The sequence below is a fragment of the Nocardia macrotermitis genome, assembly GCF_009604405.1.
In the GTDB taxonomy this organism is placed as follows: domain Bacteria; phylum Actinomycetota; class Actinomycetes; order Mycobacteriales; family Mycobacteriaceae; genus Nocardia; species Nocardia macrotermitis.
In genome coordinates, this window is the sequence record NZ_WEGK01000019.1 from 124,301 (window position 1) to 147,612 (window position 23,312).

22 protein-coding genes are annotated in these 23,312 nt (G+C 67.3%); 21 read left to right on the forward strand and 1 reads right to left on the reverse strand.

All coding sequences use genetic code 11. From position 1 onward, the window contains the following. The first annotated feature begins 32 nt into the window (after positions 1 to 32). The 6 genes from argS (at position 33) to rho (ending at position 9,253) form a co-directional block, all read left to right on the forward strand. Positions 33 to 1,691 (forward strand): arginine--tRNA ligase, encoded by a 1,659-nt coding sequence (argS, locus tag NRB20_RS32300; RefSeq protein ID WP_319945672.1) that lies wholly within the window; start codon positions 33 to 35, stop codon positions 1,689 to 1,691. Positions 1,692 to 1,815: 124 nt separating this feature from the next. After that, positions 1,816 to 3,237, forward strand: coding sequence for a diaminopimelate decarboxylase (lysA, locus tag NRB20_RS32305; protein WP_153415195.1), 1,422 nt, complete (start codon positions 1,816 to 1,818; stop codon positions 3,235 to 3,237). Beyond that, entirely contained in the window at positions 3,234 to 4,658 is a 1,425-nt protein-coding gene (locus NRB20_RS32310) for a homoserine dehydrogenase (protein WP_153415196.1), read from the forward strand. The genes lysA and NRB20_RS32310 overlap by 4 nt, the downstream gene beginning before the upstream one ends. Then, positions 4,655 to 5,749 carry a threonine synthase gene (thrC, locus tag NRB20_RS32315; RefSeq protein ID WP_153415197.1) on the forward strand — a complete coding sequence of 365 codons (1,095 nt, stop codon included), beginning with the start codon at positions 4,655 to 4,657 and terminating at the stop codon, positions 5,747 to 5,749. Before NRB20_RS32310 ends, thrC begins: the two co-directional genes overlap by 4 nt. Positions 5,750 to 5,780: 31 nt before the next feature. After that, the gene (gene thrB / locus NRB20_RS32320) at positions 5,781 to 6,776 is read left to right on the forward strand and encodes a homoserine kinase (RefSeq protein ID WP_319945673.1); all 996 of its coding nucleotides are present in this window, start codon (positions 5,781 to 5,783) and stop codon (positions 6,774 to 6,776) included. 320 nt (positions 6,777 to 7,096) lie between these two features. Then, positions 7,097 to 9,253 (forward strand): transcription termination factor Rho, encoded by a 2,157-nt coding sequence (rho, locus tag NRB20_RS32325; RefSeq protein ID WP_319945674.1) that lies wholly within the window; start codon positions 7,097 to 7,099, stop codon positions 9,251 to 9,253. Between the two features lie 136 nt (positions 9,254 to 9,389). On the opposite strand, the gene NRB20_RS32330 is transcribed toward rho, so the two are convergent. Further along, the gene (locus NRB20_RS32330) at positions 9,390 to 9,611 is read right to left on the reverse strand and encodes a hypothetical protein (protein WP_153415199.1); all 222 of its coding nucleotides are present in this window, start codon (positions 9,609 to 9,611) and stop codon (positions 9,390 to 9,392) included. Between the two features lie 597 nt (positions 9,612 to 10,208). Between NRB20_RS32330 and rpmE the strand changes: the two genes are divergently transcribed. From rpmE to NRB20_RS32410, 15 genes are all read left to right on the forward strand, one after another. Next, positions 10,209 to 10,439, forward strand: a complete 231-nt coding sequence (rpmE, locus tag NRB20_RS32335; RefSeq protein WP_153415200.1) for a 50S ribosomal protein L31 — start codon at positions 10,209 to 10,211, stop codon at positions 10,437 to 10,439. Between the two features lie 128 nt (positions 10,440 to 10,567). Further along, positions 10,568 to 11,647, forward strand: a complete 1,080-nt coding sequence (prfA, locus tag NRB20_RS32340) for a peptide chain release factor 1 (RefSeq protein ID WP_153415201.1) — start codon at positions 10,568 to 10,570, stop codon at positions 11,645 to 11,647. A gap of 122 nt (positions 11,648 to 11,769) precedes the next feature. After that, the gene (gene prmC / locus NRB20_RS32345; RefSeq protein WP_319945675.1) at positions 11,770 to 12,648 is read left to right on the forward strand and encodes a peptide chain release factor N(5)-glutamine methyltransferase; all 879 of its coding nucleotides are present in this window, start codon (positions 11,770 to 11,772) and stop codon (positions 12,646 to 12,648) included. A gap of 200 nt (positions 12,649 to 12,848) precedes the next feature. Continuing rightward, the gene (locus tag NRB20_RS32350; protein ID WP_319945676.1) at positions 12,849 to 13,346 is read left to right on the forward strand and encodes a MarR family winged helix-turn-helix transcriptional regulator; all 498 of its coding nucleotides are present in this window, start codon (positions 12,849 to 12,851) and stop codon (positions 13,344 to 13,346) included. A gap of 114 nt (positions 13,347 to 13,460) precedes the next feature. After that, complete coding sequence (locus tag NRB20_RS32355) at positions 13,461 to 14,300, forward strand: ATP-binding cassette domain-containing protein (RefSeq protein ID WP_153415203.1); 840 nt, start codon at positions 13,461 to 13,463, stop codon at positions 14,298 to 14,300. 61 nt (positions 14,301 to 14,361) lie between these two features. Then, positions 14,362 to 15,102, forward strand: coding sequence for an ABC transporter permease (locus NRB20_RS32360; protein ID WP_153415204.1), 741 nt, complete (start codon positions 14,362 to 14,364; stop codon positions 15,100 to 15,102). A gap of 60 nt (positions 15,103 to 15,162) precedes the next feature. After that, positions 15,163 to 15,828, forward strand: coding sequence for an L-threonylcarbamoyladenylate synthase (locus NRB20_RS32365; RefSeq protein WP_319945677.1), 666 nt, complete (start codon positions 15,163 to 15,165; stop codon positions 15,826 to 15,828). Between the two features lie 11 nt (positions 15,829 to 15,839). After that, positions 15,840 to 17,039: an MraY family glycosyltransferase gene (locus tag NRB20_RS32370; RefSeq protein WP_153415205.1), complete on the forward strand. Its 1,200-nt coding sequence runs from the start codon at positions 15,840 to 15,842 to the stop codon at positions 17,037 to 17,039. A 1-nt stretch (position 17,040) separates the two neighbouring features. Continuing rightward, positions 17,041 to 17,502 carry a hypothetical protein gene (locus NRB20_RS32375; RefSeq protein WP_153415206.1) on the forward strand — a complete coding sequence of 154 codons (462 nt, stop codon included), beginning with the start codon at positions 17,041 to 17,043 and terminating at the stop codon, positions 17,500 to 17,502. A 366-nt stretch (positions 17,503 to 17,868) separates the two neighbouring features. Further along, complete coding sequence (gene atpB / locus NRB20_RS32385) at positions 17,869 to 18,594, forward strand: F0F1 ATP synthase subunit A (protein ID WP_319945678.1); 726 nt, start codon at positions 17,869 to 17,871, stop codon at positions 18,592 to 18,594. Between the two features lie 75 nt (positions 18,595 to 18,669). Continuing rightward, entirely contained in the window at positions 18,670 to 18,918 is a 249-nt protein-coding gene (locus NRB20_RS32390) for an ATP synthase F0 subunit C (RefSeq protein ID WP_153415207.1), read from the forward strand. Positions 18,919 to 18,923: 5 nt separating this feature from the next. Continuing rightward, the gene (locus NRB20_RS32395) at positions 18,924 to 19,481 is read left to right on the forward strand and encodes a F0F1 ATP synthase subunit B (protein ID WP_153415208.1); all 558 of its coding nucleotides are present in this window, start codon (positions 18,924 to 18,926) and stop codon (positions 19,479 to 19,481) included. Positions 19,482 to 19,667: 186 nt separating this feature from the next. Continuing rightward, positions 19,668 to 20,477, forward strand: coding sequence for a F0F1 ATP synthase subunit delta (locus NRB20_RS32400; RefSeq protein WP_153415209.1), 810 nt, complete (start codon positions 19,668 to 19,670; stop codon positions 20,475 to 20,477). Positions 20,478 to 20,547: 70 nt separating this feature from the next. Then, entirely contained in the window at positions 20,548 to 22,185 is a 1,638-nt protein-coding gene (atpA, locus tag NRB20_RS32405) for a F0F1 ATP synthase subunit alpha (protein ID WP_153415210.1), read from the forward strand. Between the two features lie 130 nt (positions 22,186 to 22,315). Beyond that, entirely contained in the window at positions 22,316 to 23,287 is a 972-nt protein-coding gene (locus NRB20_RS32410; RefSeq protein ID WP_153415211.1) for a F0F1 ATP synthase subunit gamma, read from the forward strand. The last annotated feature ends 25 nt before the right edge of the window (positions 23,288 to 23,312 follow it).

The window sequence follows — 23,312 nt, forward strand, 5'->3', positions numbered from 1 at the left end:
GCCCCCCTGCTCGAACCATAGGATACTTACTCGTGACTCCAGTTGACCTTGCTGATCTTCTTCGTGCTACCGCGGCGAAGGTACTCGTGGAACGTGGATCGGACCCTGCGGTCCTGCCCGACGAGGTCACGGTGGAGCGACCGCGCAATCCCGAGCACGGTGACTATGCCACGAATGTGGCCATGCAGGTGGCGAAGAAGGCCGGAATGAATCCGCGCGAACTCGCCACGTTGCTCGCCGCGGCGCTCACCGCAGCGGACGGTATCGACACCGCCGAGGTCGCCGGTCCCGGATTCCTGAACATCCGGCTGGCCGCCGCCGCGCAGGGCGCGATCATCGCGAAGATCCTGGCCGCGGGCGAGCGCTACGGCACCGCCGACACCCTCGCGGGCACGAATATCAACCTGGAATTCGTCTCCGCCAATCCGACCGGTCCGGTTCATCTCGGCGGCACCCGCTGGGCGGCGGTCGGCGATGCGCTGGGCCGCATCCTGATCGCCCAGGGCGCGGCGGTGACCCGGGAGTACTACTTCAACGATCACGGCGCGCAGATCGACCGTTTCGCCAATTCCCTGGTCGCCGCCGCGACCGGCGCGCCGACTCCGGACGACGGATATGCGGGCGCGTACATCGGCGAGATCGCCGACACCATCGTCGCGGCCAATCCCGGCGCGGCCGAACTGCCCGAGGCGCAGCGGCGGGAATTGTTCCGGCGCGAGGGCGTCGAGCTGATGTTCGCGCAGATCAGGGCGTCGCTGCACGAATTCGGCACGGATTTCGACGTCTATTTCAACGAGAGTTCGCTGTTCGAATCCGGTGAGGTCGAACGCGCGGTCGCCACCCTGAAATCCTCGGGCAAGCTGTACGAGAAGGACGGCGCGTGGTGGATCGCCTCCACCGAATACGGTGACGACAAGGACCGCGTGGTCATCAAGAGTGACGGCAATTCCGCCTATATCGCCGGTGATATCGCGTACTTCCACAACAAGCGCGCCCGCGGCTTCGACCTGTGCATCTACATGCTCGGCGCGGATCACCACGGCTACATCGGCCGTCTGAAGGCCGCCGCGGCCGCGTTCGGCGACGACCCGGCGACCGTCGAGGTGCTCATCGGCCAGATGGTGAATCTGGTGAAAGACGGTGTGGCCGTGAAGATGTCCAAGCGCGCGGGCACCATCGTCACCCTCGACGACCTGGTCGACGCGATCGGTGTGGACGCCGCGCGCTATTCGCTGATGCGTTCCTCGGCCAACAGCAGTATCGATATCGATCTGGACCTGTGGACCAAGCAGGAGAGCGTCAACCCGATCTACTACGTGCAGTACGCGCACGCCCGCACCTGCCGGATCATCGAGAACTCCGCGGCGTTCGACTTCGCCTCGGTGACACCGGATTTCGCCGCGATGACCGCCGACCGCGAGGGTGAGCTGATCCGCACCCTGGGCGAGTTCCCGCGGATCGTGGCCACCGCCGGCGAGACGCGCGAACCGCATCGCGTGGTGCGGTATCTGGAGGAGCTGGCCGGTGTGTATCACCCCTTCCAGTCCGACAACGACATGCGCGTGCTGCCGCAGGGCGACGAACCGCTCACCCCGCGTCACGCCGCGCGCCTGGAACTGGTGAAGGCGACCCGTCAGGTGCTGCGCAACGGCCTGTCGCTACTGGGCGTCAGTGCCCCGGAGCGCATGTGAATCCGAAGGAAGGACCATTCGTCGTGAGCGGTAGCGAACGAATCATCGACCCGGCCGCGGGTACCCGCGCCGGGGATGCGGCCGCTGTGTTCGTCTCGGTGTCGATCCCCGGTGAGGTCGCGGCATGAGCGCGCATCCCGCCGGGCCCCGGCACGCCGAGATCCCGCACGCGCCGAATCTTCCGGAGCGGCCGAGTGATCCGGCGCAGCTGATCGAGCTGCCCGAGAATGTGTGGCCCCGCAACGCTTCTCGCGACGCCGACGGCGCGGTGCGGCTGGCCGGTGTGCCGGTCGCCGAACTCGCCGAGAAGTTCGGCACCCCGCTGTTCGTGGTGGACGAGGACGACTTCCGTTCCCGCTGCCGCGACATGGTGAACGCGTACGGGCCGAACACCCGAATCCACTACGCCTCCAAGGCTTTCCTGTGCGGTGAGATCGCGCGCTGGGTCCGCGACGAGGGCCTGTCCCTGGATGTGTGCTCCGGCGGCGAACTCGCCGTCGCACTGCACGCGGGTTTCCCGGCCGAGCGAATCGCGTTGCACGGCAACAACAAATCAGTCGCCGAACTGGATGCCGCGGTCGCGGCCGGGGTGGGCCACGTGGTGGTCGACTCGCTGCTCGAGATCGATCGGCTCGAGGCCGCGGCGGGCCGCGCGGGTGTGGTGCAGGACGTGCTGGTGCGCGTCACCGTCGGCGTGGAAGCCCATACGCACGAATACATTTCGACCGCGCACGAGGATCAGAAGTTCGGTTTCTCGATCGCGGGCGGCGATGCGATGGAGGCGCTGGCGCGGGTGTTCGAGGCGCGCAATCTGCGCGTGGTCGGCCTGCACAGTCACATCGGTTCGCAGATCTTCGACATCGACGGTTTCGAGATCTCCGCGCGACGCATGCTGCGGCTGCTGCGCGAGGCCATCGAGAAGTTCGGCGTCGAGCGTACCGAACAGATCCACACCCTGGATCTCGGTGGCGGACTGGGCATTTCGTATCTGCCCGCGGACGATGCACCGCCGCTGGACGAATTCGCGAAGAAGGTCCGGCACCTGGTCGAGGAGGAGTCCGCGCTGATCGGCCTGCCCACCCCGACCATCGCGATCGAACCGGGCCGCGCCATCGCCGGACCGGGCACGGTCACGCTGTACGAGGTCGGCACGATCAAGGACGTCGTCCTGGACGCCGGTGCGCAGCGCCGCTACATCAGCGTGGACGGCGGCATGAGCGACAACATCCGCCCGGCGCTGTATCAGGCCGAATACGACTGCCGCCTGGTCTCGCGCACCAGCGCGGCCCCCGCGGTCGTCGCCCGCGTGGTCGGAAAGCATTGTGAGAGTGGCGATATCGTGATTCGCGACACCTGGATGCCCGCGGACGTCGGTCCGGGCGATCTGCTCGCCGTCGCGGCGACGGGTGCGTACTGCTATTCGATGTCGAGCCGATACAACCTGTTGACCCGCCCGGCGGTGGTCGCCGTACGGGACGGGCAGGCGCGCCTGATCCTGCGCAGGGAAACGGTGGAAGATCTCTTGAGCTTGGAGGTGCGGTCATGACGGACCAGGAACATCACTTCGGAACCGATCACCCGATCGGCGTCGCGGTCCTGGGAATGGGCAATGTCGGCACCGAGGTCGTGCGGATCATTCAGGAGCAGGCCCAGGACCTGCGGCAACGTGTCGGCGCGCCGCTGATGCTGCGCGGTGTCGCGGTGCGTCGCGCGGACGTGGACCGGGGTATCGATCCCGCGCTGCTGACCACCGACGCACACGCCCTGGTCGCCCGCGACGACGTGGATCTGGTCGTCGAGGTGATGGGCGGTATCGATCCGGCCCGCGCCCTGATCGGCGCCGCGCTCACTGCGGGCAAATCCGTGGTAACCGCGAACAAGGCGCTGCTGGCCGACTACACCGGTGAGCTCGCCGCCGCCGCCGAACACAGCCGCGCGGACCTGTACTTCGAGGCCGCGGTCGCCGGCGCCATCCCCGTGGTGCGCCCGCTGATCCAGTCGCTGTCCGGTGACCGCGTCAACCGTGTCGTCGGAATCGTCAACGGCACAACGAATTTCATCCTCTCGGCGATGGACGAGACCGGTGCGGACTACCACGCGACACTCGCCGAGGCCACCCGCCTCGGTTACGCCGAGGCCGATCCCACCGCCGACGTCGAGGGTTTCGACGCCGCCGCCAAGGCCGCGATCCTGGCGTCGCTGGCCTTCCACACCCGCGTCACCGCCGCGGACGTCTACCGCGAGGGCATCTCGCGCATCACGTCCGAGGATCTCGAGACCGCCGCGGCCCTGGGGTGCACCGTCAAACTGCTGGCAATCTGCGAGCGCGTCCCCGCCGGCCCGGGTGAGCCCGGATCGGCCCAGGGTGGCAAGGACCGCATCTCGGTTCGGGTGTATCCCGCGCTGATCCCGCGCAAACATCCGCTCTCGTCGGTGAACGGCGCGTTCAACGCCGTGGTCGTGGAGGCCGAGAACGCGGGCCGCCTGATGTTCTACGGCCAGGGCGCGGGCGGCGCGCCGACCGCGTCGGCGGTGATGGGCGACGTCGTGATGGCCGCCCGCAACAAGTTCTTCGGTGGCCGCGCACCGGGTGAATCGGTCTATGCTGAGCTGCCGATCGCGCCGATCGGCGACACCCCGACCCGCTACCACGTGAACATGAAGGTCGCCGACCGCACCGGAGTGCTCCAGGCGGTCGCGGGGGAATTCGCCAAGCACGGTGTGAGCATCTCGACCGTCCGTCAAGAGGGGCAGGACACCGGCGTGATCGAGTCGGGCCCGGAGGCGGCAGCGGAGCGTAACCACGCAGGGCCCTCGAGCACGCCCAGAAGACAGGGCGCGCGATTGGTCGTGGTGACCCACCACGCGACCGAGTCGGCACTGGCCGATACGGTGGCCGCGTTGGCCGAACTGGAATCCGTCACGTCCGTGACCAGCGTTGTGAGATTGGAAGGCACCGAGGAATGAACAAGGCAGGAGTGCCGATTCCCACCGCGGTACACAAGCCCTGGCCGGGACTGATCGAGGCGTACCGCGATCGGCTGGCAGTGGGTGCGGACTGGGAGACCGTGACGCTGTACGAGGGCGGGACGCCGCTGGTGCCCGCGCACCACCTCTCCGAGCTGACCGGCTGTGAGGTGTATCTCAAGGTCGAGGGTCTGAACCCGACCGGATCCTTCAAGGATCGCGGCATGACCGTGGCGATGACCGACGCGAAGGCGCGCGGCCAGCAGGCGGTGCTGTGCGCGTCGACCGGCAACACCTCGGCATCGGCCGCGGCGTACGCCACCCGCGCGGGCATGCACTGCGCGGTGCTGATCCCGCAGGGCAAGATCGCGATGGGCAAGCTGGCCCAGGCGGTCATGCTGGGCGCGAAGATCATCCAGGTGGACGGCAATTTCGACGACTGCCTCGAGCTCGCGCGCAAGGTCACCTCGGAGTTCCCGCAGGTGGGCCTGGTGAATTCGGTGAATCCGGCGCGCATCGAGGGCCAGAAGACCGCGGCCTTCGAGATCTGCGACGCCCTGGGCCGCGCCCCCGACGTGCACGCGCTGCCGGTCGGTAACGCCGGCAACATCACCGCATACTGGAAGGGCTACAGCGAATACCACGCCGACGGCCTGACCAACTCCCGCCCGCGCATGCTCGGCGTGCAGGCCGCCGGGGCCGCGCCGCTGGTCAACGGCGCGCCGGTGAAGAATCCCGAGACCATCGCCACCGCCATCCGGATCGGCGCGCCCGCGTCGTGGAACAGCGCCGTGGCCGCCAAGGAGGAGTCGGACGGCACCTTCCGGGCCGCCACCGACGAGGCCATTCTCGAGGCATACCGCCTGGTCGCGGGCACCGAGGGCGTATTCGTCGAACCCGCTTCGGCCGCGAGCGTGGCCGGGCTGCTGGCCGCGCGCAAGGAGGGTTGGCTGGATTCGGGGCTGACCGTGGTCTGCACGGTCACCGGTAACGGCCTCAAGGATCCCGACACCGCGTTGTCGGGGATGCCGCAGGTGCAGGCGATCGCGGTCGACCCGGTCGCGGTCGCCCACGAGCTGGAACTGGCCTGAGTTGACCGCGCGTGAAGGGCAGCGTGAGCGAGTGAACCCTGTCACAACGCCCGCCGGGGCCGACGCGCGCCGGCGCGGCCCCGGTGCGACCCGGACCCTGCCCGCCGGATTGCGTGTCACCGCGCGGGTGCCTGCGTCCAGCGCCAACCTCGGACCCGGATTCGATTCGCTGGGTATCGCGTTGGGCGTGCACGACGAAATCGTGGTGCGCACCACCGATTCCGGGCTCACCATCCGGGTCGAGGGTGAGGGCGCGGACGATGTGCCTTGGGGCCCTTCACATCTCGTGGTCCGTGCGATCGAACGTGGTCTGCAGGCCGCGGGGGTATGGGCCGACGGTCTGGATGTGGTGTGCCACAACGTGATTCCGCACTCGCGAGGAATGGGGTCCTCGGCCTCGGCGGTGGTCGGCGGACTGGCCGCGGGCCGGGCGCTGGCCGCGAAGTTCGACCCCGAACTCTGGTGCGACGATGCCGAATTGGTCCAGCTCGCAGCGGAATTCGAGGGACATCCCGATAACGCGGCGGCCAGTGTGCTGGGCGGTGTCGTGGTCTCCTGGACCGAATCCGAGGAGGTTGCCGACGCCGCCGGAATCGGTCGTCGCTATCACGCGGTGCGGCTCGATCCGCACGATCGGCTGCGGGCGTTCGTGCTGGTCCCCGAGGAACGTTCGGCGACCGCGCACACCCGCGGCCTGCTGCCCGAGACGGTGCCGCACGCCGACGCCGCCTTCAACGTCAGCCGCGCGGCCCTGGCGGTAGTGGCCTTGACGCAACGTCCTGACCTGCTGCTTCCCGCCACCGAGGATCGGCTGCACCAGGGCTACCGGGCTTCGGCGCTGCCGGTCACGACCCGCTGGATCGCCCGGCTGCGGGCGGCCGGAATCGCCGCGACGGTGTCGGGTGCGGGCCCTACCGTGCTGGCATTGACCACCGGTGAATTTCCCGTCGAACTGCGTGAACTCGCGATTGCCGAAGGGCTGCGGGTACTCGAACCGACAATTTCCGAGGGTGTGCGAACCGATTGATGGCGTGCCTGCCTTGCAGGCATTCCTGCGGGGGGCTATTCTGGGCGAGTCCGTACATCGTGCGCATCAGACGCCGGTGCTTCATTTGGGCAAATCGCTCCAGCAGGCTCTTGCTCAGGCTCGCGAGACGGGTCTCGAGATCATGGGGTCGGCACTGGAATGAACTCCCACCTTTGTGAACCGGTGGCGCAGACCTGGCGGTGATGAACCGCAGGTCCGGCGGGGCAGGCGATACGGCATCCGGGCTCGACACAGTGATCGGGCTTCGGGACGAAACCCTCGAATAAGCACACGGCAATCGAGGGAAGGAAAGGATCTCCGTGACAGATACGGACCTGCTCGCGACACCCGGGGTGGAAACCGATGGACGTTCCTCGGCCAGCGATAGTGACTCCGGACAGATTTCGAAGATGAGCGAACAAACCGACGTCGCACGATCGGGGCTGACTGGAATGTTGTTGCCGCAGTTGCGCGCGCTTGCCGGAGAGCTCGGTATCCGAGGCACTTCCGGAATGCGCAAGGGCGATCTGATCGCCGCCATCAAGGAAAATCAAGCCGGTAAGCCGACGCGTGGCCGCGAGGAATCCGCCGCGCCCGCGAAGTCGGCCAAGACCGAGGCCGCTCCCGCCGCGGAATCGCCACGGACCAGGTCCGCTGCGGCGCGCGGTGAGCAGCAGACGCTGGACGGCGTCGCCGACAAGCCCGCGGAGAAGTCCGCGGAGAAGGCGGCCAAGTCCGCCGACAAATCCGCGGCGAAGACCGCCGAACCCGCTCCGGCCAAGGCTGATTCGCCTGCGCGCCCGGCGGATTCGGGTGAGGAGAACGGTCGCGAGGGCAGTCAGCGCGGTCGTGGCCGGCAGCGCCGGGGTCGCGATCAGCGGGCCGAGAGCGGTGAGGCGAAGGCCGAGACAAACGGCACCGAGGTCAAGCCCGAGCAGGACGCCGGTGAGCGTCGTCGGGAGCGCAACGACCGTAATCAGCAGAACGATCGCGGCGAGCGCAACGACCGGAACCAGCAGAGCGATCGCGGCGAGCGCAATCAGCAGAGCGATCGCGGCGAGCGGAACCAGCAGAGCGATCGCGGCGAGCGGAACCAGCAGAGCGACCGTGGCGACCGGAGCCAGCAGAACGATCGTGGCGACCGGAACCAGCAGAACGGTCAGGGCAACCAGAACCGCAATGGCACCGATCGCGACCGGGATCGCGGCGGTGACGACGACGGTGACGGCCGCGGTCGGCGCGGGCGTCGCTTCCGGGAGCGTCGCCGGGGCCGGGACCGCGAGGGCGGCACCGGTGGCGGTGAGACCCGCGAGGTCGAGATCCGCGAGGACGACGTCCTGCAGCCGGTCGCGGGCATCCTGGACGTGCTGGACAACTATGCGTTCGTGCGCACCTCCGGTTACCTGGCGGGCCCGAACGACGTCTACGTCTCGATGAACCTGGTCCGCAAGAACGGCCTGCGCCGCGGTGACGCGATCACCGGTGCGGTGCGCGCGCCCCGCGAGGGCGAGCAGGGCAACCAGCGGCAGAAGTTCGATCCGCTGGTGCGTCTGGACACCGTCAACGGCACCGATATCGACTCGGCGCGCCGTCGTCCGGAGTTCAACAAGCTGACCCCGCTGTACCCGAACCAGCGACTGCGGCTCGAAACCCAGCCCAACAAGCTGACCACCCGCGTGATCGACCTGATCATGCCGATCGGCAAGGGCCAGCGCGCCCTGATCGTGTCCCCGCCCAAGGCCGGTAAGACCACGGTCATGCAGGACATCGCGAACGCGATCGCGACCAACAACCCCGAGGTCTACCTCATGGTGGTGCTGGTCGACGAACGTCCCGAAGAGGTCACCGACATGCAGCGCTCCGTGCGCGGCGAGGTGATCGCCTCGACGTTCGACCGGCCGCCGAGCGATCACACCTCGGTCGCCGAACTCGCCATCGAGCGGGCCAAGCGGCTGGTGGAGATGGGCCAGGACGTCGTCGTGCTGCTGGACTCGATCACCCGTCTGGGCCGCGCGTACAACAACTCCTCGCCGGCTTCGGGCCGCATCCTGTCCGGTGGTGTCGACTCGACCGCGCTGTACCCGCCCAAGCGGTTCCTCGGCGCGGCCCGCAACATCGAGAACGGCGGCTCGCTGACGATCATCGCCACCGCGCTGGTGGAGACCGGTTCGACCGGTGACACGGTGATCTTCGAGGAGTTCAAGGGCACCGGTAACGCCGAGCTCAAGCTGGACCGCAAGATCGCCGAGCGGCGCGTATTCCCGGCCGTGGACGTCAACCTGTCCAGCACTCGTCGCGACGATCTGCTGATGGCTCCCGACGAGGCGGGCGTGGTGCACAAGCTGCGGCGCGTGCTGTCCGGCCTGGATTCGCATCAGGCGATCGACCTGCTGATCGACCGGTTGAAGAAGTCGAAGAACAACATGGAATTCCTGGTGCAGGTCTCCAAGACCGCGCCGGGTGCTCTGGACGAGTAGGTATTCCGGTACTTCGTGCGGGTCCGACCGTGTCGCGACGGGCCCGCGCGAGGTACGGGTCGTTCCGGCGAGCGAGCCGTGTCCTCGCCGGATATCCGATACCGACACCGCTGAGGTCCTGCTTCCGGGCAGGGCCTCAGCGGCGTTTTCGGCTGGGGGAGTAGAAGATTCGGCCCACCACCATGGCGCCGAGGATGAGTCCGCCGAGGATCAGCGCGGTGGCGGCGGTGAGGCCGCCGGTCGGCAGTGCGGTCGCGGTGAACTGATACGGCTCGCTCTCGGCCGGCGTGGCGAGCGCGGCGGCACGGTGTGGGGGCGTGGCCCAGCAGCCGACCGCGATCATCACGGACAAGACCATCAGTACGACTCCGGCGACGAGTTCCGCGCGCCAACCCCCCGGCAGGACGCGAACTCGGCGGCCGATCGCCGTTCCGGGGGACCGCGACCCCCGAGCCCCCCGAGCGGTGTGTTGATTCACTGCGTTCCCTCCTGTCGCGGCCGTCCCGGGTCTCGGCATTACTCTATGAACAACACTGTTCGCATTCATGGGTAGCCGACTACCCGACTTTCAGCGTGGCTCGAGACCTGCCGATACGCGTGCCCGTACTTCCTGTGTCTTTTGCCTCCGCTCCGCTCCGGCGGGTTTTCGGCGCAGGTGTGGCTCGTCGTTCGGGCACCGCTGCTTGCTCCTTCGTCGCGTACGCAGCGGTACCCGAACGACGAGCCGCGCCGAAAACCTTTGGGGCGCTCTTACTGAGCCTTTCGCTGCGCGGGCGACTTCCAGCGGGACGGAGACGCTTCGCCGCTGGTTGCGTCATTCCGTCGGAGGTGGGGAGGGGGGAACAAAGCCGGTTGGAGCAGCGTTTACACTGACACGTTGGCAACAATGCCTAGTCGGTTCCGGTTCACGTCCTCGTCTGCGAGGGCGACCCGGCGACCATCGAAAGGGACATCCATGAAGGCAGGAATCCACCCCACGTACGTCGAGACGACAGTCGTCTGCGGTTGTGGGAACACGTTCCAGACTCACAGCACCAAGGAGTCGGGCAAGATCACGGTCGAGGTCTGCTCGCAGTGCCACCCGTTCTACACGGGCAAGCAGAAGATCCTCGACACCGGCGGCCGCGTCGCCCGCTTCGAGGCTCGCTACGGCAAGCGCACCCCCAAGAAGTCCGACGCCCAGTAGCATTGAAACCGACGCCCGTCCTACGCTTCGTAGGCCGGGCGTCGGTGCGTTTGCAGGGGAAGAATCGAGCCTCGGGTCGCGATCGACGTGACACCGCAGGCGGTGCCGAAGACTAAGGAGCTCCCGCGATGGCCGATGTGACGGCCCCGTCCGCGATCGACGACATCCTGGCCGAACATGCCGGGCTGGAGATGCAGCTGTCCGATCCGGCGCTGCACAACAACCCGGCCGAGGCGCGGCGCGTGGGCAAGCGGTTCGCCGAGCTGGCTCCGATCATGTCCACCTACGGCAAATTGCGGACCGCGCGTGAGGATTTGAGTGCCGCGCGCGAGCTGGCCGCCGATGACGCCTCCTTCGCCGCCGAGGTGCCCGAGCTGGAGACGCAGGTCCAGGAGTTGGAGAAGGCGCTCACCGATCTGCTCGCCCCGCGCGACCCGCACGACGCCGACGATGTGGTGCTCGAGGTGAAATCCGGTGAGGGCGGCGAGGAGTCGGCGCTGTTCGCCTCGGATCTGGCCCGCATGTACATCCGCTACGCCGAGCGACGCGGCTGGAAGGTCGAGGTGCTCGACGCGAACATCTCCGATCTGGGCGGCTACAAGGAAGCCACGATCACCATCAAGAGCCGCGAACCCAGCCGCGACGGCGTGTGGTCCCGGCTCAAGTTCGAGGGCGGCGTACATCGCGTGCAGCGGGTGCCGGTCACCGAGTCCCAGGGCCGCATCCACACCTCGGCCGCGGGCGTGCTGATCTACCCCGAACCCGACGAGGTCGAGCAGGTGCAGATCGACGAGGGTGATCTGCGCATCGACGTCTACCGTTCCTCGGGCAAGGGCGGCCAGGGCGTCAACACCACCGACTCGGCCGTCCGCATCACCCACCTGCCCACCGGCATCGTGGTGACCTGCCAGAACGAACGTTCGCAGCTGCAGAACAAGATCCGCGCCATGCAGGTCCTCGCCGCCCGCCTCCAGTTGCTCGCCGAGGAACAGGCCGACGCCGAAGCCGCCGCGGGCCGCGCCAGCCAGATCCGCACCGTCGACCGCTCCGAACGCATCCGCACCTACAACTTCCCCGAGAACCGCATCACGGACCACCGCATCGGCTTCAAGGCCCACAACCTCGACGCTGTGCTCGACGGTGACATGGACGCGGTCCTGGACGCCCTCGGTGAAGCCGATCGCGCCGCCCGCCTGGCCGCGGAGTAGGTCTAGAGCAGCGTGACCATGTTCGACGCACCCCCGGCGAAGCGTCTCTGTGTGCTGGGACTGTCAGACCTGAAAGACCAACCCCGAAAACCCGCCGGAGCGAAGCGGAGGCCGAAAATACAGTGAGTCGCGTCAGTTTGCGCCCGGCCGTGCTCGAGGCGGTCGAGCGGTTGCGGGTGGCGGGTGTGCACAGTCCGCATACCGATGCCGAATTCTTGGCTGCTCATGTGCTGGGGGTGGAGCGGCCGCGGCTGGCGTTGGTGCCGATGCTGACCGTCGAGCAGCTCGCCGAATTCCGCAAGCTGGTGGATCGGCGCGCGGAACGTGTTCCGCTGCAACATCTCACGGGTGTGGCGGCGATGGGGGAGATCGATCTGGCAGTCGGTTCGGGCGTGTTCGTGCCGCGTCCGGAGACCGAATTGCTGTTCGCCTGGGCGCTGGCCCACCTCGAGGCGGCCGGGCACGAGCATCCGCCGATCGTGGTGGACCTGTGCACCGGATCGGGCGCACTGGCCCTGGCGATCGCACACGCCCGCCCCGACGCCGAGGTCTACGCGGTCGAGATCGATCCGGCCGCGCGCGAATGGGCCCGCCGCAACGCCGACCGCCAGGCCGCCCAGGGCGACACCCCGATCCATCTACACGCCGGTGACGTCACCGACCGGAATGTGTTGTCCCCCTTGAACGGTCGCGTCGACGTCCTGGTAGCCAACCCCCCTTACATCCCCGAGGACGCCGTCCTCGACCCCGAAGTCGCAGACCACGACCCCCACCGAGCCCTCTTCGGCGGCCCCGACGGCCTCTCTGTCATCACCCCCATGATCACCACCATCACCCGTCTCCTGCGCCCCGGAGCCGTAGCCGCCGTGGAACACGACGACACCAACGGCCCCCAGGTAGCCACCCTCTTCGCGAACACATCCCGCTTCACCGCCATCATCGAACACCCCGACCTGGCCGGCAAACCCCGCTTCGTAGCCGCCCGCCGCACCGCGAACTGACCCGAAACGGCTACCTGTCGCCGGACAGGGCGTAGAGCTTCTCCTGCATGGCGTCCCAGTCGATTCCGCGATCAGGACCGCGTTTCCACCGTCGTCGGCGACGATCGTGACCGGTGCGTGGTTTTCGGCAGCGGACCGATTCTCGAAAATTATCTCTGATTCAGATGTAAATACCTCTGACTTAGAGGTAATCTGGGGCGGTGCAGACGGTTCGGGAAGGTGTTGCCGCGGGTTCGGAGGGGTCTCCGGAGCTGGTCGGCGGCATGTTGCGGGTGTTCGGGCGGTTTCGGCGGCAGGTGCGCAGGCTGGCCGGGCGGGTGTTCGATCAGCCGGGGATCTCCGACGCGCAGGCGGAATTTCTGCGGCTCGTGTCGCGGCATCCGGGGATCTCGGTGAAGGCCGCGGCCGCTGAACTGGGGTTGGCGCCCAACAGTGTGTCGACCTTCGTCAGCGCGCTGGTCAAGACGGATCTGCTTGTGCGGGAACAGGATCCGGAGGATCGGCGCGCGTCGCGGCTGAGCCTGACACCGGATGTGCAGCGTTCGGTGGACGAAACCCGAAGGCGCAGGCACGAACTCGTCGGCGCCGCCCTCGGTGAACTCACCGCGCGCGAACGCGAGGACCTGGCCCGTGGTCTGGCCGTGGTCGAGAAACTCACAGACCTGCTGCACGAGCGTGAACAGCGCCGTCAGCGGTGATCCGGGAACCCACCGGTCGGCCACGACCGGCCCGGCAATTCGATACCGACGCCGAGCCCGCGAATCCGCCCACCGCGGAACGGGATTCGGCACGAGCGAGAACGGGGGAGTGCGATGACGGCGAAATCCGTTGAGCCACCCGGCGATACCCCCGCCGTGGACTGCGTCGGCCTGACGCACCGCTACGGCGACCACACCGTCGTGAACGATCTGGATCTGCGCATCGAACGCGGCGAGGTCTTCGGCCTGCTCGGCCCCAACGGCGCGGGCAAGACCACCACCATCCGGCTGCTGACCACCCTCATGCCGATCCAGCACGGCAGCGTCACCATGTTCGGCTGGCAGGTCGGCAAGGACAACACCGCGATCCGCTACAACCTCGGCTACGTCCCGCAGCAGCTGTCCATCGAGGCCGCGCTGACCGGACGCCAGAACGTCGCGTGGTTCGCGCGGCTGTTCGACGTCCCGCGTCGCGAACGTGTCGAACGCGTCGAACAGGCCCTCGAGGCCATGAACCTGCTCGACGTCGCCGACCGCCTCGCCTCCGGATACTCCGGCGGCATGGTGCGTCGCCTGGAACTCGCCCAGGCGCTGGTCAACCGTCCCGCCCTGCTGATCCTGGACGAACCGACCGTCGGCCTGGACCCGATCGCCCGCGACAGCGTCTGGGAACGAGTGCGCGACCTGCGCCACCGCTTCGGCACCACCGTCCTGCTCACCACCCACTACATGTCCGAAGCCGATCAGCTGTGCGACCGAATCGCCCTGCTGCACAAGGGAATCCTGCGCGCGGTCGGTTCCCCGGCCGAACTGAAGGCGACCCTCGGCCCCGACGCCACACTCGAGGACGTCTTCCGGCATCACGCCGGCGCCGGGCTCGACGGCGAAACCAATACGGAGGGAGGGCTGCGCGGTGTCCGAAGCACACGCCGAACCGCTCAGCGTGCCGGCTGAATTCCCGCCCCTGCGACCGGCCCCACGCGGCGTCGGCCGTGCAGTTGCCCTGGGTTCGCGGATGGGCACGTTCGCGCTGGTCGAATTGCAGAAACTGCGGCACGACCGCACCGAACTGTTCACCCGCGCGGTCCAGCCCGCGCTGTGGATGCTGATCTTCGGCACCACGTTCTCGCGCCTGCACAGCATCCCCACCGGCAAGCTGCCGTACCTTGACTTCCTGGCGCCGGGTGTCATCGCGCAGTCGGCGCTGTTCATCGCGATCCTCTACGGCATCCAGCTGATCTGGGACCGCGACGCCGGAATCCTCAACAAACTCCTGGTCACCCCTACCCCGCGCGCGGCGCTGATCGCGGGCAAATGCTTTGCGGTAGGGGTGCGTTCGGTCGCGCAGGTGCTCATCATCGTGGTGCTCTCGCTGGTGATGGGCGTACACCTGACGATGAATCCGCTCAAACTGCTCGGCGCGGTGGTCGCGGTGATCCTGGGCGCGTCCTTCTTCGCCTGCCTGTCGATGTCCATCGCGGGTCTGGTCACCAAACGCGACCGCCTGATGGGTATCGGCCAGGCGATCACCATGCCGCTGTTCTTCGCCTCCAACGCCCTCTACCCGATCGACCTGATGCCGGGCTGGCTACGTGTGATCAGTCACGTCAATCCGCTCAGCTACGAGGTCGACGCCCTGCGCGGTCTGCTCATCGGCACCGCCACCCACCTGTGGCTCGACATGGGTGTTCTCGTGCTCGCGGCCGTTCTCGGAATCGCTTGTGCCTCCGCGCTTCTGGGCCGATTGGTGCGGTGATCCGGCGATGTCCCCACTCCCGCCGCGCCCACCGGCGAGCCAGCAAATACACTCTCCCGAGTGAGTATCGTCTACGACTGCTCCGATCCCGACTCACGTGCCGCCGGGCTGACCGCCGCGCGGACGACGTTGAAATCCGGGCGGCTAGCGGTCATCCCCACCGACACCGTGTACGGCCTGGCGGCAGATGCCTTCGATTCGGGGGCGGTCGCCGATCTGCTGGCCGCCAAGCGCCGCGGCCGCGACATGCCGGTGCCGGTGCTGGTGGGGTCCTGGAACACCATCGACGGACTCGTGTTCTCGGTGTCGCAGCACGCGCGCGACCTGATCCGGGCATTCTGGCCGGGCGGGCTGAGTCTGGTTGTGCAGCAAGCGCCTTCGCTGGCCTGGGATCTGGGTGACGCGCGCGGCACAGTGATGTTGCGGATGCCGCTGCATCCGGTCGCGCTGGAACTGCTGCGCGAGGTCGGGCCGCTGGCGGTGTCCAGCGCCAACGTCTCCGGGCAGCCCGCGGCCGCGACCGTGCAGGAGGCGCGCGACCAACTCGGCGAGCTGGTCGGCGTGTACCTCGACGGCGGACCGGCCGACCACGGCGTCCCCTCGACGATCGTGGACCTCACCGCCGACAGCCCGCGCATCCTGCGCGAGGGCGCGGTGACCGCCGACCAGGTGGGCGAGGTGCTCGGTATCGCGCCGGGGGACCTCACGGCCCGAGCGTCACGGTGACGGCCTGGTAGATGATATTCAGCCAGGGCGCGGTCGTTCCGCTGCGCGAGCTTCTGCTGGTCCTGCTCGTGTCGACGGTGGTGACGCTGCTGTCCACCGGTGGTATTCGGGTGCTGGCGATCAAGTTCGGCGCGGTCGCTATTCCGCGGGAACGTGATGTGCACGTCAAACCGATTCCGCGGATGGGCGGGGTCGGCATCTATCTGGGCGTGGTGGCCGCGGTGCTGTTCGCCCACCAACTGCCCGCGTTGCGACGGGGCTTCGACTATCCGCACGACGTCCCCGCGGTCATGGTCGCGGGCACCCTGATCGTGCTGGTCGGCATCATCGACGACCGTTGGGGTCTGGACGCGCTGACCAAATTCGTCGGCCAGATCACCGCCGCCTGCGTGATGGCGGTGATGGGCCTGAGCTGGGTCGCGATCTACAACCCGTTCACCAACACCACGGTCGTACTCGACCAGCTGTACGGCGGCGCGGTGACGGTGATCATCACCGTCACCATGATCAACGCCTGGAACTTCGTCGACGGCCTGGACGGTCTGGCCGGTGGCCTCGGCGTGATCGCCGCGCTCGCGGTCTTCGTCTTCGCCGCCGGACTGCTGTACCAGCAGGGCGGCGCGACCGACGGGTATCCGCCCGCGCTGCTGGCCGCCGCGATCGCGGGCGGCTGTCTGGGATTTCTGCCACACAATTTCCAGCCCGCCCGGATCTTCATGGGCGACTCGGGGTCGATGCTGATCGGGCTCATGCTGGCGGCGGTCTCCACCGGCGCCTCGGGCCGGATTCCGCTGACCGGTTACGGCGCCCGCGACATCGTCGGGCTGCTCTCGCCGCTGCTGCTGGTCGGCGCGGTGATGTTCATTCCGGTGCTGGATCTGGTGATGGCGATCGTGCGCCGGGTGCGCGCGGGCGTGAGCTTCTCCACACCGGACAAGATGCACCTGCATCACCGGCTGTTGCAGATCGGGCATTCGCAGCGCCGCGTCGTGCTGACGATCTACCTGTGGGTCGGCGTGCTGGCGTTCGGCGCGGTCGGTTCCTCGCTGATCGATCGACGCCTGGTGGTGCTGCTGTTCGCGGCCGGTCTGGTGTGCGCGCTGGTGCTGACCGCGGTGCCCTCGCTGCGCGAGGCGGTGGGTCTGCGCAAGCGCAGTCGCACGGTCGCGGCCGATCCGGCGCCGGACGGGCCGGAAGTAAGCGGCGAGTAAACTGCGCACCGTGACCACGTCATCGCACTCCCAACAGGACGCCCCGCTGCGGGCGGCGCTGCGCTACGGCATCGCCGGACTGATCGCGCTGGTCGTGGTTTCGTGCGTGCTGGCCACCGTCTTCGCAGGTCTGCACGGCCTCTGGGGTGCGCTGATCGGCTCGGCCATCGGTGGATTCTTCATCCTGACCACCGCCGCGCTGGTGCTGTTCAGCGCGAAACTGGAGTCCGGGATCCAGGGCATGGTGATGCTGGGCAGTTGGGTCGGCAAACTCCTGGTCGTGCTCGTCGTCGTCGCGATCCTGAAGCATTTCGAGTTCTACAGCCGGATGTCGTTGTTCCTGACCGTCATCGGTGCGCTGCTCATCGTGCTGGGCGCGGAGACGTACGGCGTTCTGAGCCAACGGGTTCCGGTCATCACCCCGCCGGACGAGGCGTCCGGAAAAGATCGTTCAAATCTGTGAGCGATACCCCCTACACGTTGTCGTAGATGGCTTGGTAAACTCTTTACCGTAAGCATCCGATCAGTGGGGGCGATCATTGCGATCCGGCCACTGCCGGTATGCTTGCAGCCGTGCCGGACCTGAGGGGGTTCGGCTCTGCACCGTCGACGATGTCGCCGACGTACAGACGCCTCGAGCGGGTTCTTCCCGCCTCAGCTGCTGACGAACTCGAGCCGACCACAGTCGACCCACCTGATCGTCAATGTCCGATCGAACCGCGGGAGACCCTTACCTCCTGCGGCCCGAACACGGGAGAGAACGCTGAGCGTCACCACTCTGGCGGGCGAGTTCCATGCGCCGTCGCTGTCTGACTTCTTCCCTCCGGCTGTGCTGTTCAAGGGAACACCTTTCCAGCTGGACAGCATGATCCTGATCAAGATCGTCATGACGGTCGTGCTCGTGGCTCTCATGCTGTTGGCCTTCCGCAATCCGAAGATCGTCCCCCGCGGACTCCAGAACATCGCCGAGATCGGCCTGGGGTTCGTGCGTGAGGAGATCTGCTTCGAGGTGCTCGGCAAAGAGACCGGCAAGAAGTATTTCCCGCTGATCGCGACGATCTTCTTCACGGTGCTCTTCCTGAACTTCTCGGAGATCATCCCCGGCATGAACATCTCGTCCAACGCGCGCATCGGGATGCCGCTGCTGTTGGCCGCGATCGCGTACATCGCCTTCAACTACATCGGTATCAAGAAGTACGGCTTCTGGAACTACGTGCGCCATTCGGCCGTGGTGCCCAATGTGCCGGCCGCGATGCACGTGCTGCTGATTCCGATCGAAGTCATCTCGACCTTCGTGCTGCGTCCGTTCACCCTGACCGTGCGACTCATGGCCAATATGCTGGCCGGCCACGTGATGCTGGTGTTGTTCTTCGCGGCCACGCAGTTCTTCCTGTTCGAGGGAGCCGCGTGGATGAAGGTGCTCTCGCCGTTCTCGTTGATCGCGGGCCTCGGCTTCACGCTCTTCGAGGTACTGGTCATCTTCCTGCAGGCATATGTCTTCGCGTTGCTGACCGCCGTTTATGTCGGACTGGCCCAGCACGCCGACGCGCACTGACGCGCGAGCCCGACAAAGTTTCACAGAGACTGACCCACACGCTGCGATGTGGGCAACAGAAAGGGATAGAAACTCATGAGCCTCTCCAACGTGGCCACCACCCTCGCCGAGAACGCCCCCACGGTCAAGGGTTACGGCGCGATCGGTTACGGCCTGGCCGCCATCGGCCCGGGTATCGGCGTCGGCATCGTCGTCGGTAAGGCGATCGAGGGCATCGCTCGCCAGCCCGAGCTGCAGGGCACCATCCGGACCAACATGTTCCTGGGTATCGCGTTCACCGAGGCCCTGGCGCTGATCGGTCTCGTCGCCGGCTTCATCTTCTGATTGCCATGAACGGGATCCAGCTACTGGCGGCCGCGGATGCCGGGGACAAGAACCCCCTCATCCCGGAGGTGCCGGATATCGTCTGGTCGCTGATCTGCCTGATCGTGATCGGTGTCGCGTTCTGGAAGTACGTGGCGCCGCGGCTGACCAAGGTTCTCGACGAGCGCTCGGAGAAGATCGAGGGCGGCATCGAGAAGGCGGCGGTCGCGCAGGCCGAGGCCGAGTCCACGCTGCAGCAGTACCAGCAGCAGCTCGCCGACGCCCGGCTCGAGGCGGCGCGCATTCGTGAAGAGGCGCGCACCCAGGGCCAGCAGATCCTCGCGCAACTGCGCGCGGAGGCGCAGGCCGAGGCGGACCGCATCGTGGCCAGCGGCCACACGCAACTCGAGGCCCAGCGGCAGCAGATCGTGACCGAGCTGCGCGCCGAACTCGGCAGCACCGCGGTCGATCTGGCCGAGAAGATCATCGGACAGTCGGTCGCCGATGAGGCCAAACAGGCCGAGTCCATCGACCGGTTCCTTGCAGAATTGGATCTGCAGGCCGGTATCGGGGTCGGACGGTAGCGAGATGCCCTGGCGGGTTTGCGGCCGGAGCCACGGAACGCAGCAGCGGGGTGTCACCACACCGGTTGTCGGGTACAGGCATAATCCAACAAAGCCTGGGCGGGTCGAGGGCCGGAAGCGGCAGCGTTGTGCGACCACACGGGCCGCCACGCACAGGCAGGAGCCAACACAGTGAAAGTGGGAAGCATGTACGCAGCGAGCCGTGAGGCGAATTCCCGTGCACGGGAAGCTCTTTCGGCCGCTCTGACCGGGAGTGACACCGTCGCCGCCACGACGGGATCCGAACTGTTCGCCGTGGTCGACGTCCTGGACGGCCAGCGCTCGCTGCGTATTGCGCTCGCGGACAAGTCGGTATCGAGTTCGGCCCGCGCCGAACTCGCCGAACGCCTGTTCGGCGGCAAGATCAGCGCGGCCACACAGGCCGTGCTGACCACCGCCGTCGCGCAGGACTGGTCCCGCAGCCGGGACCTGGTCGACACGCTGGTGCAGCTCGGCCGGGAGGCGCTGCTGCGTGCGGCCGCCGATCGCGGGCGCATCGACGCGGTCGAGGACGAACTGTTCCGGCTCGGCCGGGTCGTCGAGGACAATCCGGATCTCGAGCAGGCCCTGGCCGACCGCGGTAAGTCGGCGCGGGCCAAGCGTGAGCTGGTCGCCCGCCTGCTCACCGGCAAGGTCGAGGACATCACCCTGCAACTGGCCGAGCAGGCGGTCAGCCGTTCGCACGGTGACGTGGGTGTGGTCTTCGACGAGTTGTCCGATCTGGCCGCGTCGCTGCGTAAGCAGATCGTGGCCCATGTGCGTGCGGCGACGGAACTGACGCCGCAACAGCGCGAGCAATTGGCGGCCTCGTTGCAACGCATCTACGACAAGCCGATCACGGTGCATGTGCAGGTCGATCCGAGCCTGCTGGCCGGCGTCGTCGTGCACGTCGGTGACGACGTGATCGACGGCAGTGCCGTGGGCAGGCTCCAGCGGCTGCGCCAGTCGCTCACCTAGGCGACCGGCGCGAGCCCGGCGGCCTCACACCCCACCCGACATTCGAGACCACAGCGAGAGCAGGAAGAACATGGCGGAGCTGACGATCTCCCCTGACGAGATCCGTAGCGCGATCCAGAGCTACACCCAGGCCTACACCCCCGAGACCTCCATCGAGGAGGTCGGCACGGTCACCGACACCGGCGACGGTATCGCCCACGTCAGTGGCCTGCCCTCGGCGATGGCCAACGAGCTGCTCGAATTCCCGGGTGGTGTGCAGGGCGTCGCGCTGAACCTGGAGGACACCGAGATCGGTGCGGTCATCCTGGGTGAGTTCGACTCCATCGAGGAGGGCCAGACCGTCCGGCGCACCGGCGACGTGCTGTCGGTGCCGGTCGGCGACAAGTTCCTCGGCCGCGTGGTCAACCCGCTCGGCGCGCCGATCGACGGTCTGGGCGACATCGAGGCCGACGACCGCCGCGTGCTCGAACTGCAGGCCGCCACGGTGCTCGAGCGTCAGCCCGTCGGCGAGCCGATGGCGACCGGCATCACCGCCATCGACGCGCTGACCGCCATCGGCCGCGGCCAGCGTCAGTTGGTCATCGGCGACCGCAAGACCGGCAAGACCGCGGTCTGCATCGACGCCATCCTGAACCAGAAGGCGAACTGGGAGTCGGGCGATCCGACCAAGCAGATGCGTTGCATCTACGTCGCGATCGGTCAGAAGGGTTCCACCATCGCGGGCGTGAAGGCCGCGCTGGAGGCGCACGGCGCGATGGAGTACACCACCATCGTCGCCGCGCCCGCCTCGGACTCCGCCGGCTTCAAATGGCTTGCGCCGTACACCGGTTCGGCCATCGGCCAGCACTGGATGTACCAGGGCAAGCACGTCCTGATCGTGTTCGACGACCTGTCCAAGCAGGCCGAGGCGTACCGCGCGATCTCGCTGCTGCTGCGTCGCCCGCCGGGCCGCGAGGCGTACCCGGGTGACGTGTTCTACCTGCACTCGCGTCTGCTGGAGCGTTGCGCGAAGCTGTCCGACGAGATGGGCGCGGGCTCGATGACGGGTCTGCCGATCATCGAGACCAAGGCCGGTGACGTCTCGGCGTTCATCCCGACCAACGTCATATCCATCACCGACGGCCAGGTCTTCCTGGAGTCGGACCTGTTCAACAAGGGTGTTCGCCCCGCGATCAACGTCGGTACCTCGGTCTCCCGTGTCGGTGGCGCCGCGCAGACCAAGGGTATGAAGGCCGTCGCCGGTTCGCTGCGTCTGGAACTGGCCCAGTACCGCGAGCTGGAGGCGTTCTCCGCCTTCGCGTCCGACCTGGACGCCGCCTCGCTGGCGCAGTTGGAGCGCGGTGCGCGCTGGGTCGAGCTGCTCAAGCAGGACCAGTACACCCCGGTCGCGGTCGAGGACCAGATCGTCTCGATCTTCCTGGTCGACGCCGGTTTCTACGACACCGTGCCGGTCGGCGACGTGCGCCGGTTCAACGCCGAGCTGCTCGAGAGCCTGCACCGCAGCGCGGCCGCGGCGTTCAAGACGATCGAGGGCGGCAAGCGGCTCGACGGCGAGGCCGCGGACCTGATCAAGGCCGAGACCGACAAGTTCAAGCAGAGCTTCATCGCTTCGGACGGCAGCCGCGTGGTGAACGAGGCCGAGGCCGGCGCGCTCGATCACGAAGAGGTCGAGTCCGTGTCCGTCCACCGCAAGCACGTCGAGAAGTAGACGCGGGCAAGCCAATGCGATTGTCGGACAACCGCAGCATGGGCGACGGGCACGGAGGCGGCAGCCTGCGTAACCACGTAGTGGCCCGCCCATGCTGCCCGTGGACACAGAATGAAGGGAGTGAATAGCTATGGCCAATATTCGCGAATTGCGCTCCCGCATTCGTAGTGTGAGTTCGATCAAGAAGATCACCAAGGCCCAGGAGCTGATCGCCACCTCGCGGATCAGCCGGGCGCAGGCCCGGGTCGCCGCGGCCAAGCCGTACGCGGAGGAGATCACCAAGGTGCTCGGCGAACTCGCCGGCGCCTCGCAGAATCTCTCGCATCCGCTGCTGACCGAGCGGGCCGAGCCCACTCGGGCCGCGATCCTGGTGATCACCAGCGACCGCGGTATGTGCGGTGGGTACAACTCGAACGTGCTCAAGCGCGCCGAGGAACTCATGACGACGCTGCGCTCCGAGGGCAAGGAGCCGGTGATCTACGTGATGGGTGCGAAGGGCTTGTCCTACTACACCTTCCGCGGCCGTCGCCCGATGGGTTCGTGGACCGGATTCTCCCAGCAGCCGCACTACACCGACGCCTCGTCCGCGTGCAACCACCTGGTGGACGCGTTCATGGCCGGTGGTGAGGCCGAGGTGCCCGCGCCGAACGGTGAGGGCACCATCGCCGGTGTCGACGAGTTGCACATCGTCTACACCCGGTTCGTGTCGATGCTGTCGCAGACGCCCGAGGTGCGGCGGCTCGCGCCGATCCACGTGGACATCATCGAGGAGAACTACGACCTCGGCGAGGACATGATGTCCGATTCGCCGACCGCGCAGGTTTCCTCGCTGTACGAGTTCGAGCCCGACGCGGACAAGTTGCTCGGCGCACTGCTGCCGAAGTACATCAACACCCGCATCTACTCGTCGTTGCTCGAAGCCGCGGCCTCGGAGTCGGCCGCACGCCGCACCGCGATGAAGGCGGCCACCGATAACGCCAACGACCTGGTCAACAACCTGACCCGGCAGGCGAACTCGATCCGGCAGGCCAACATCACGCAGGAAATCAGCGAAATCGTCGGTGGCGCGAACGCGCTGGCGGCAGCCTCGGATCGCGACTAGTCCACCTGCCCACCCCAGAAAGAGA

Coding starts and splice junctions, on each gene's coding strand:
- NRB20_RS32370 (WP_153415205.1), top strand. CDS start 15,840: ATGATATTCAGCCAGGGCGCGGTCGTTCCGCTGCGCGAGCTTCTGCTG.
- NRB20_RS32390 (WP_153415207.1), top strand. CDS start 18,670: ATGAGCCTCTCCAACGTGGCCACCACCCTCGCCGAGAACGCCCCCACG.
- NRB20_RS32310 (WP_153415196.1), top strand. CDS start 3,234: ATGACGGACCAGGAACATCACTTCGGAACCGATCACCCGATCGGCGTC.
- thrC (WP_153415197.1), top strand. CDS start 4,655: ATGAACAAGGCAGGAGTGCCGATTCCCACCGCGGTACACAAGCCCTGG.
- lysA (WP_153415195.1), top strand. CDS start 1,816: ATGAGCGCGCATCCCGCCGGGCCCCGGCACGCCGAGATCCCGCACGCG.
- NRB20_RS32410 (WP_153415211.1), top strand. CDS start 22,316: ATGGCCAATATTCGCGAATTGCGCTCCCGCATTCGTAGTGTGAGTTCG.
- prfA (WP_153415201.1), top strand. CDS start 10,568: ATGGCCGATGTGACGGCCCCGTCCGCGATCGACGACATCCTGGCCGAA.
- NRB20_RS32355 (WP_153415203.1), top strand. CDS start 13,461: ATGACGGCGAAATCCGTTGAGCCACCCGGCGATACCCCCGCCGTGGAC.
- rpmE (WP_153415200.1), top strand. CDS start 10,209: ATGAAGGCAGGAATCCACCCCACGTACGTCGAGACGACAGTCGTCTGC.
- NRB20_RS32360 (WP_153415204.1), top strand. CDS start 14,362: ATGGGCACGTTCGCGCTGGTCGAATTGCAGAAACTGCGGCACGACCGC.
- atpA (WP_153415210.1), top strand. CDS start 20,548: ATGGCGGAGCTGACGATCTCCCCTGACGAGATCCGTAGCGCGATCCAG.
- NRB20_RS32400 (WP_153415209.1), top strand. CDS start 19,668: ATGTACGCAGCGAGCCGTGAGGCGAATTCCCGTGCACGGGAAGCTCTT.
- NRB20_RS32395 (WP_153415208.1), top strand. CDS start 18,924: ATGAACGGGATCCAGCTACTGGCGGCCGCGGATGCCGGGGACAAGAAC.
- NRB20_RS32330 (WP_153415199.1), bottom strand. CDS start 9,611: ATGGTCTTGTCCGTGATGATCGCGGTCGGCTGCTGGGCCACGCCCCCA.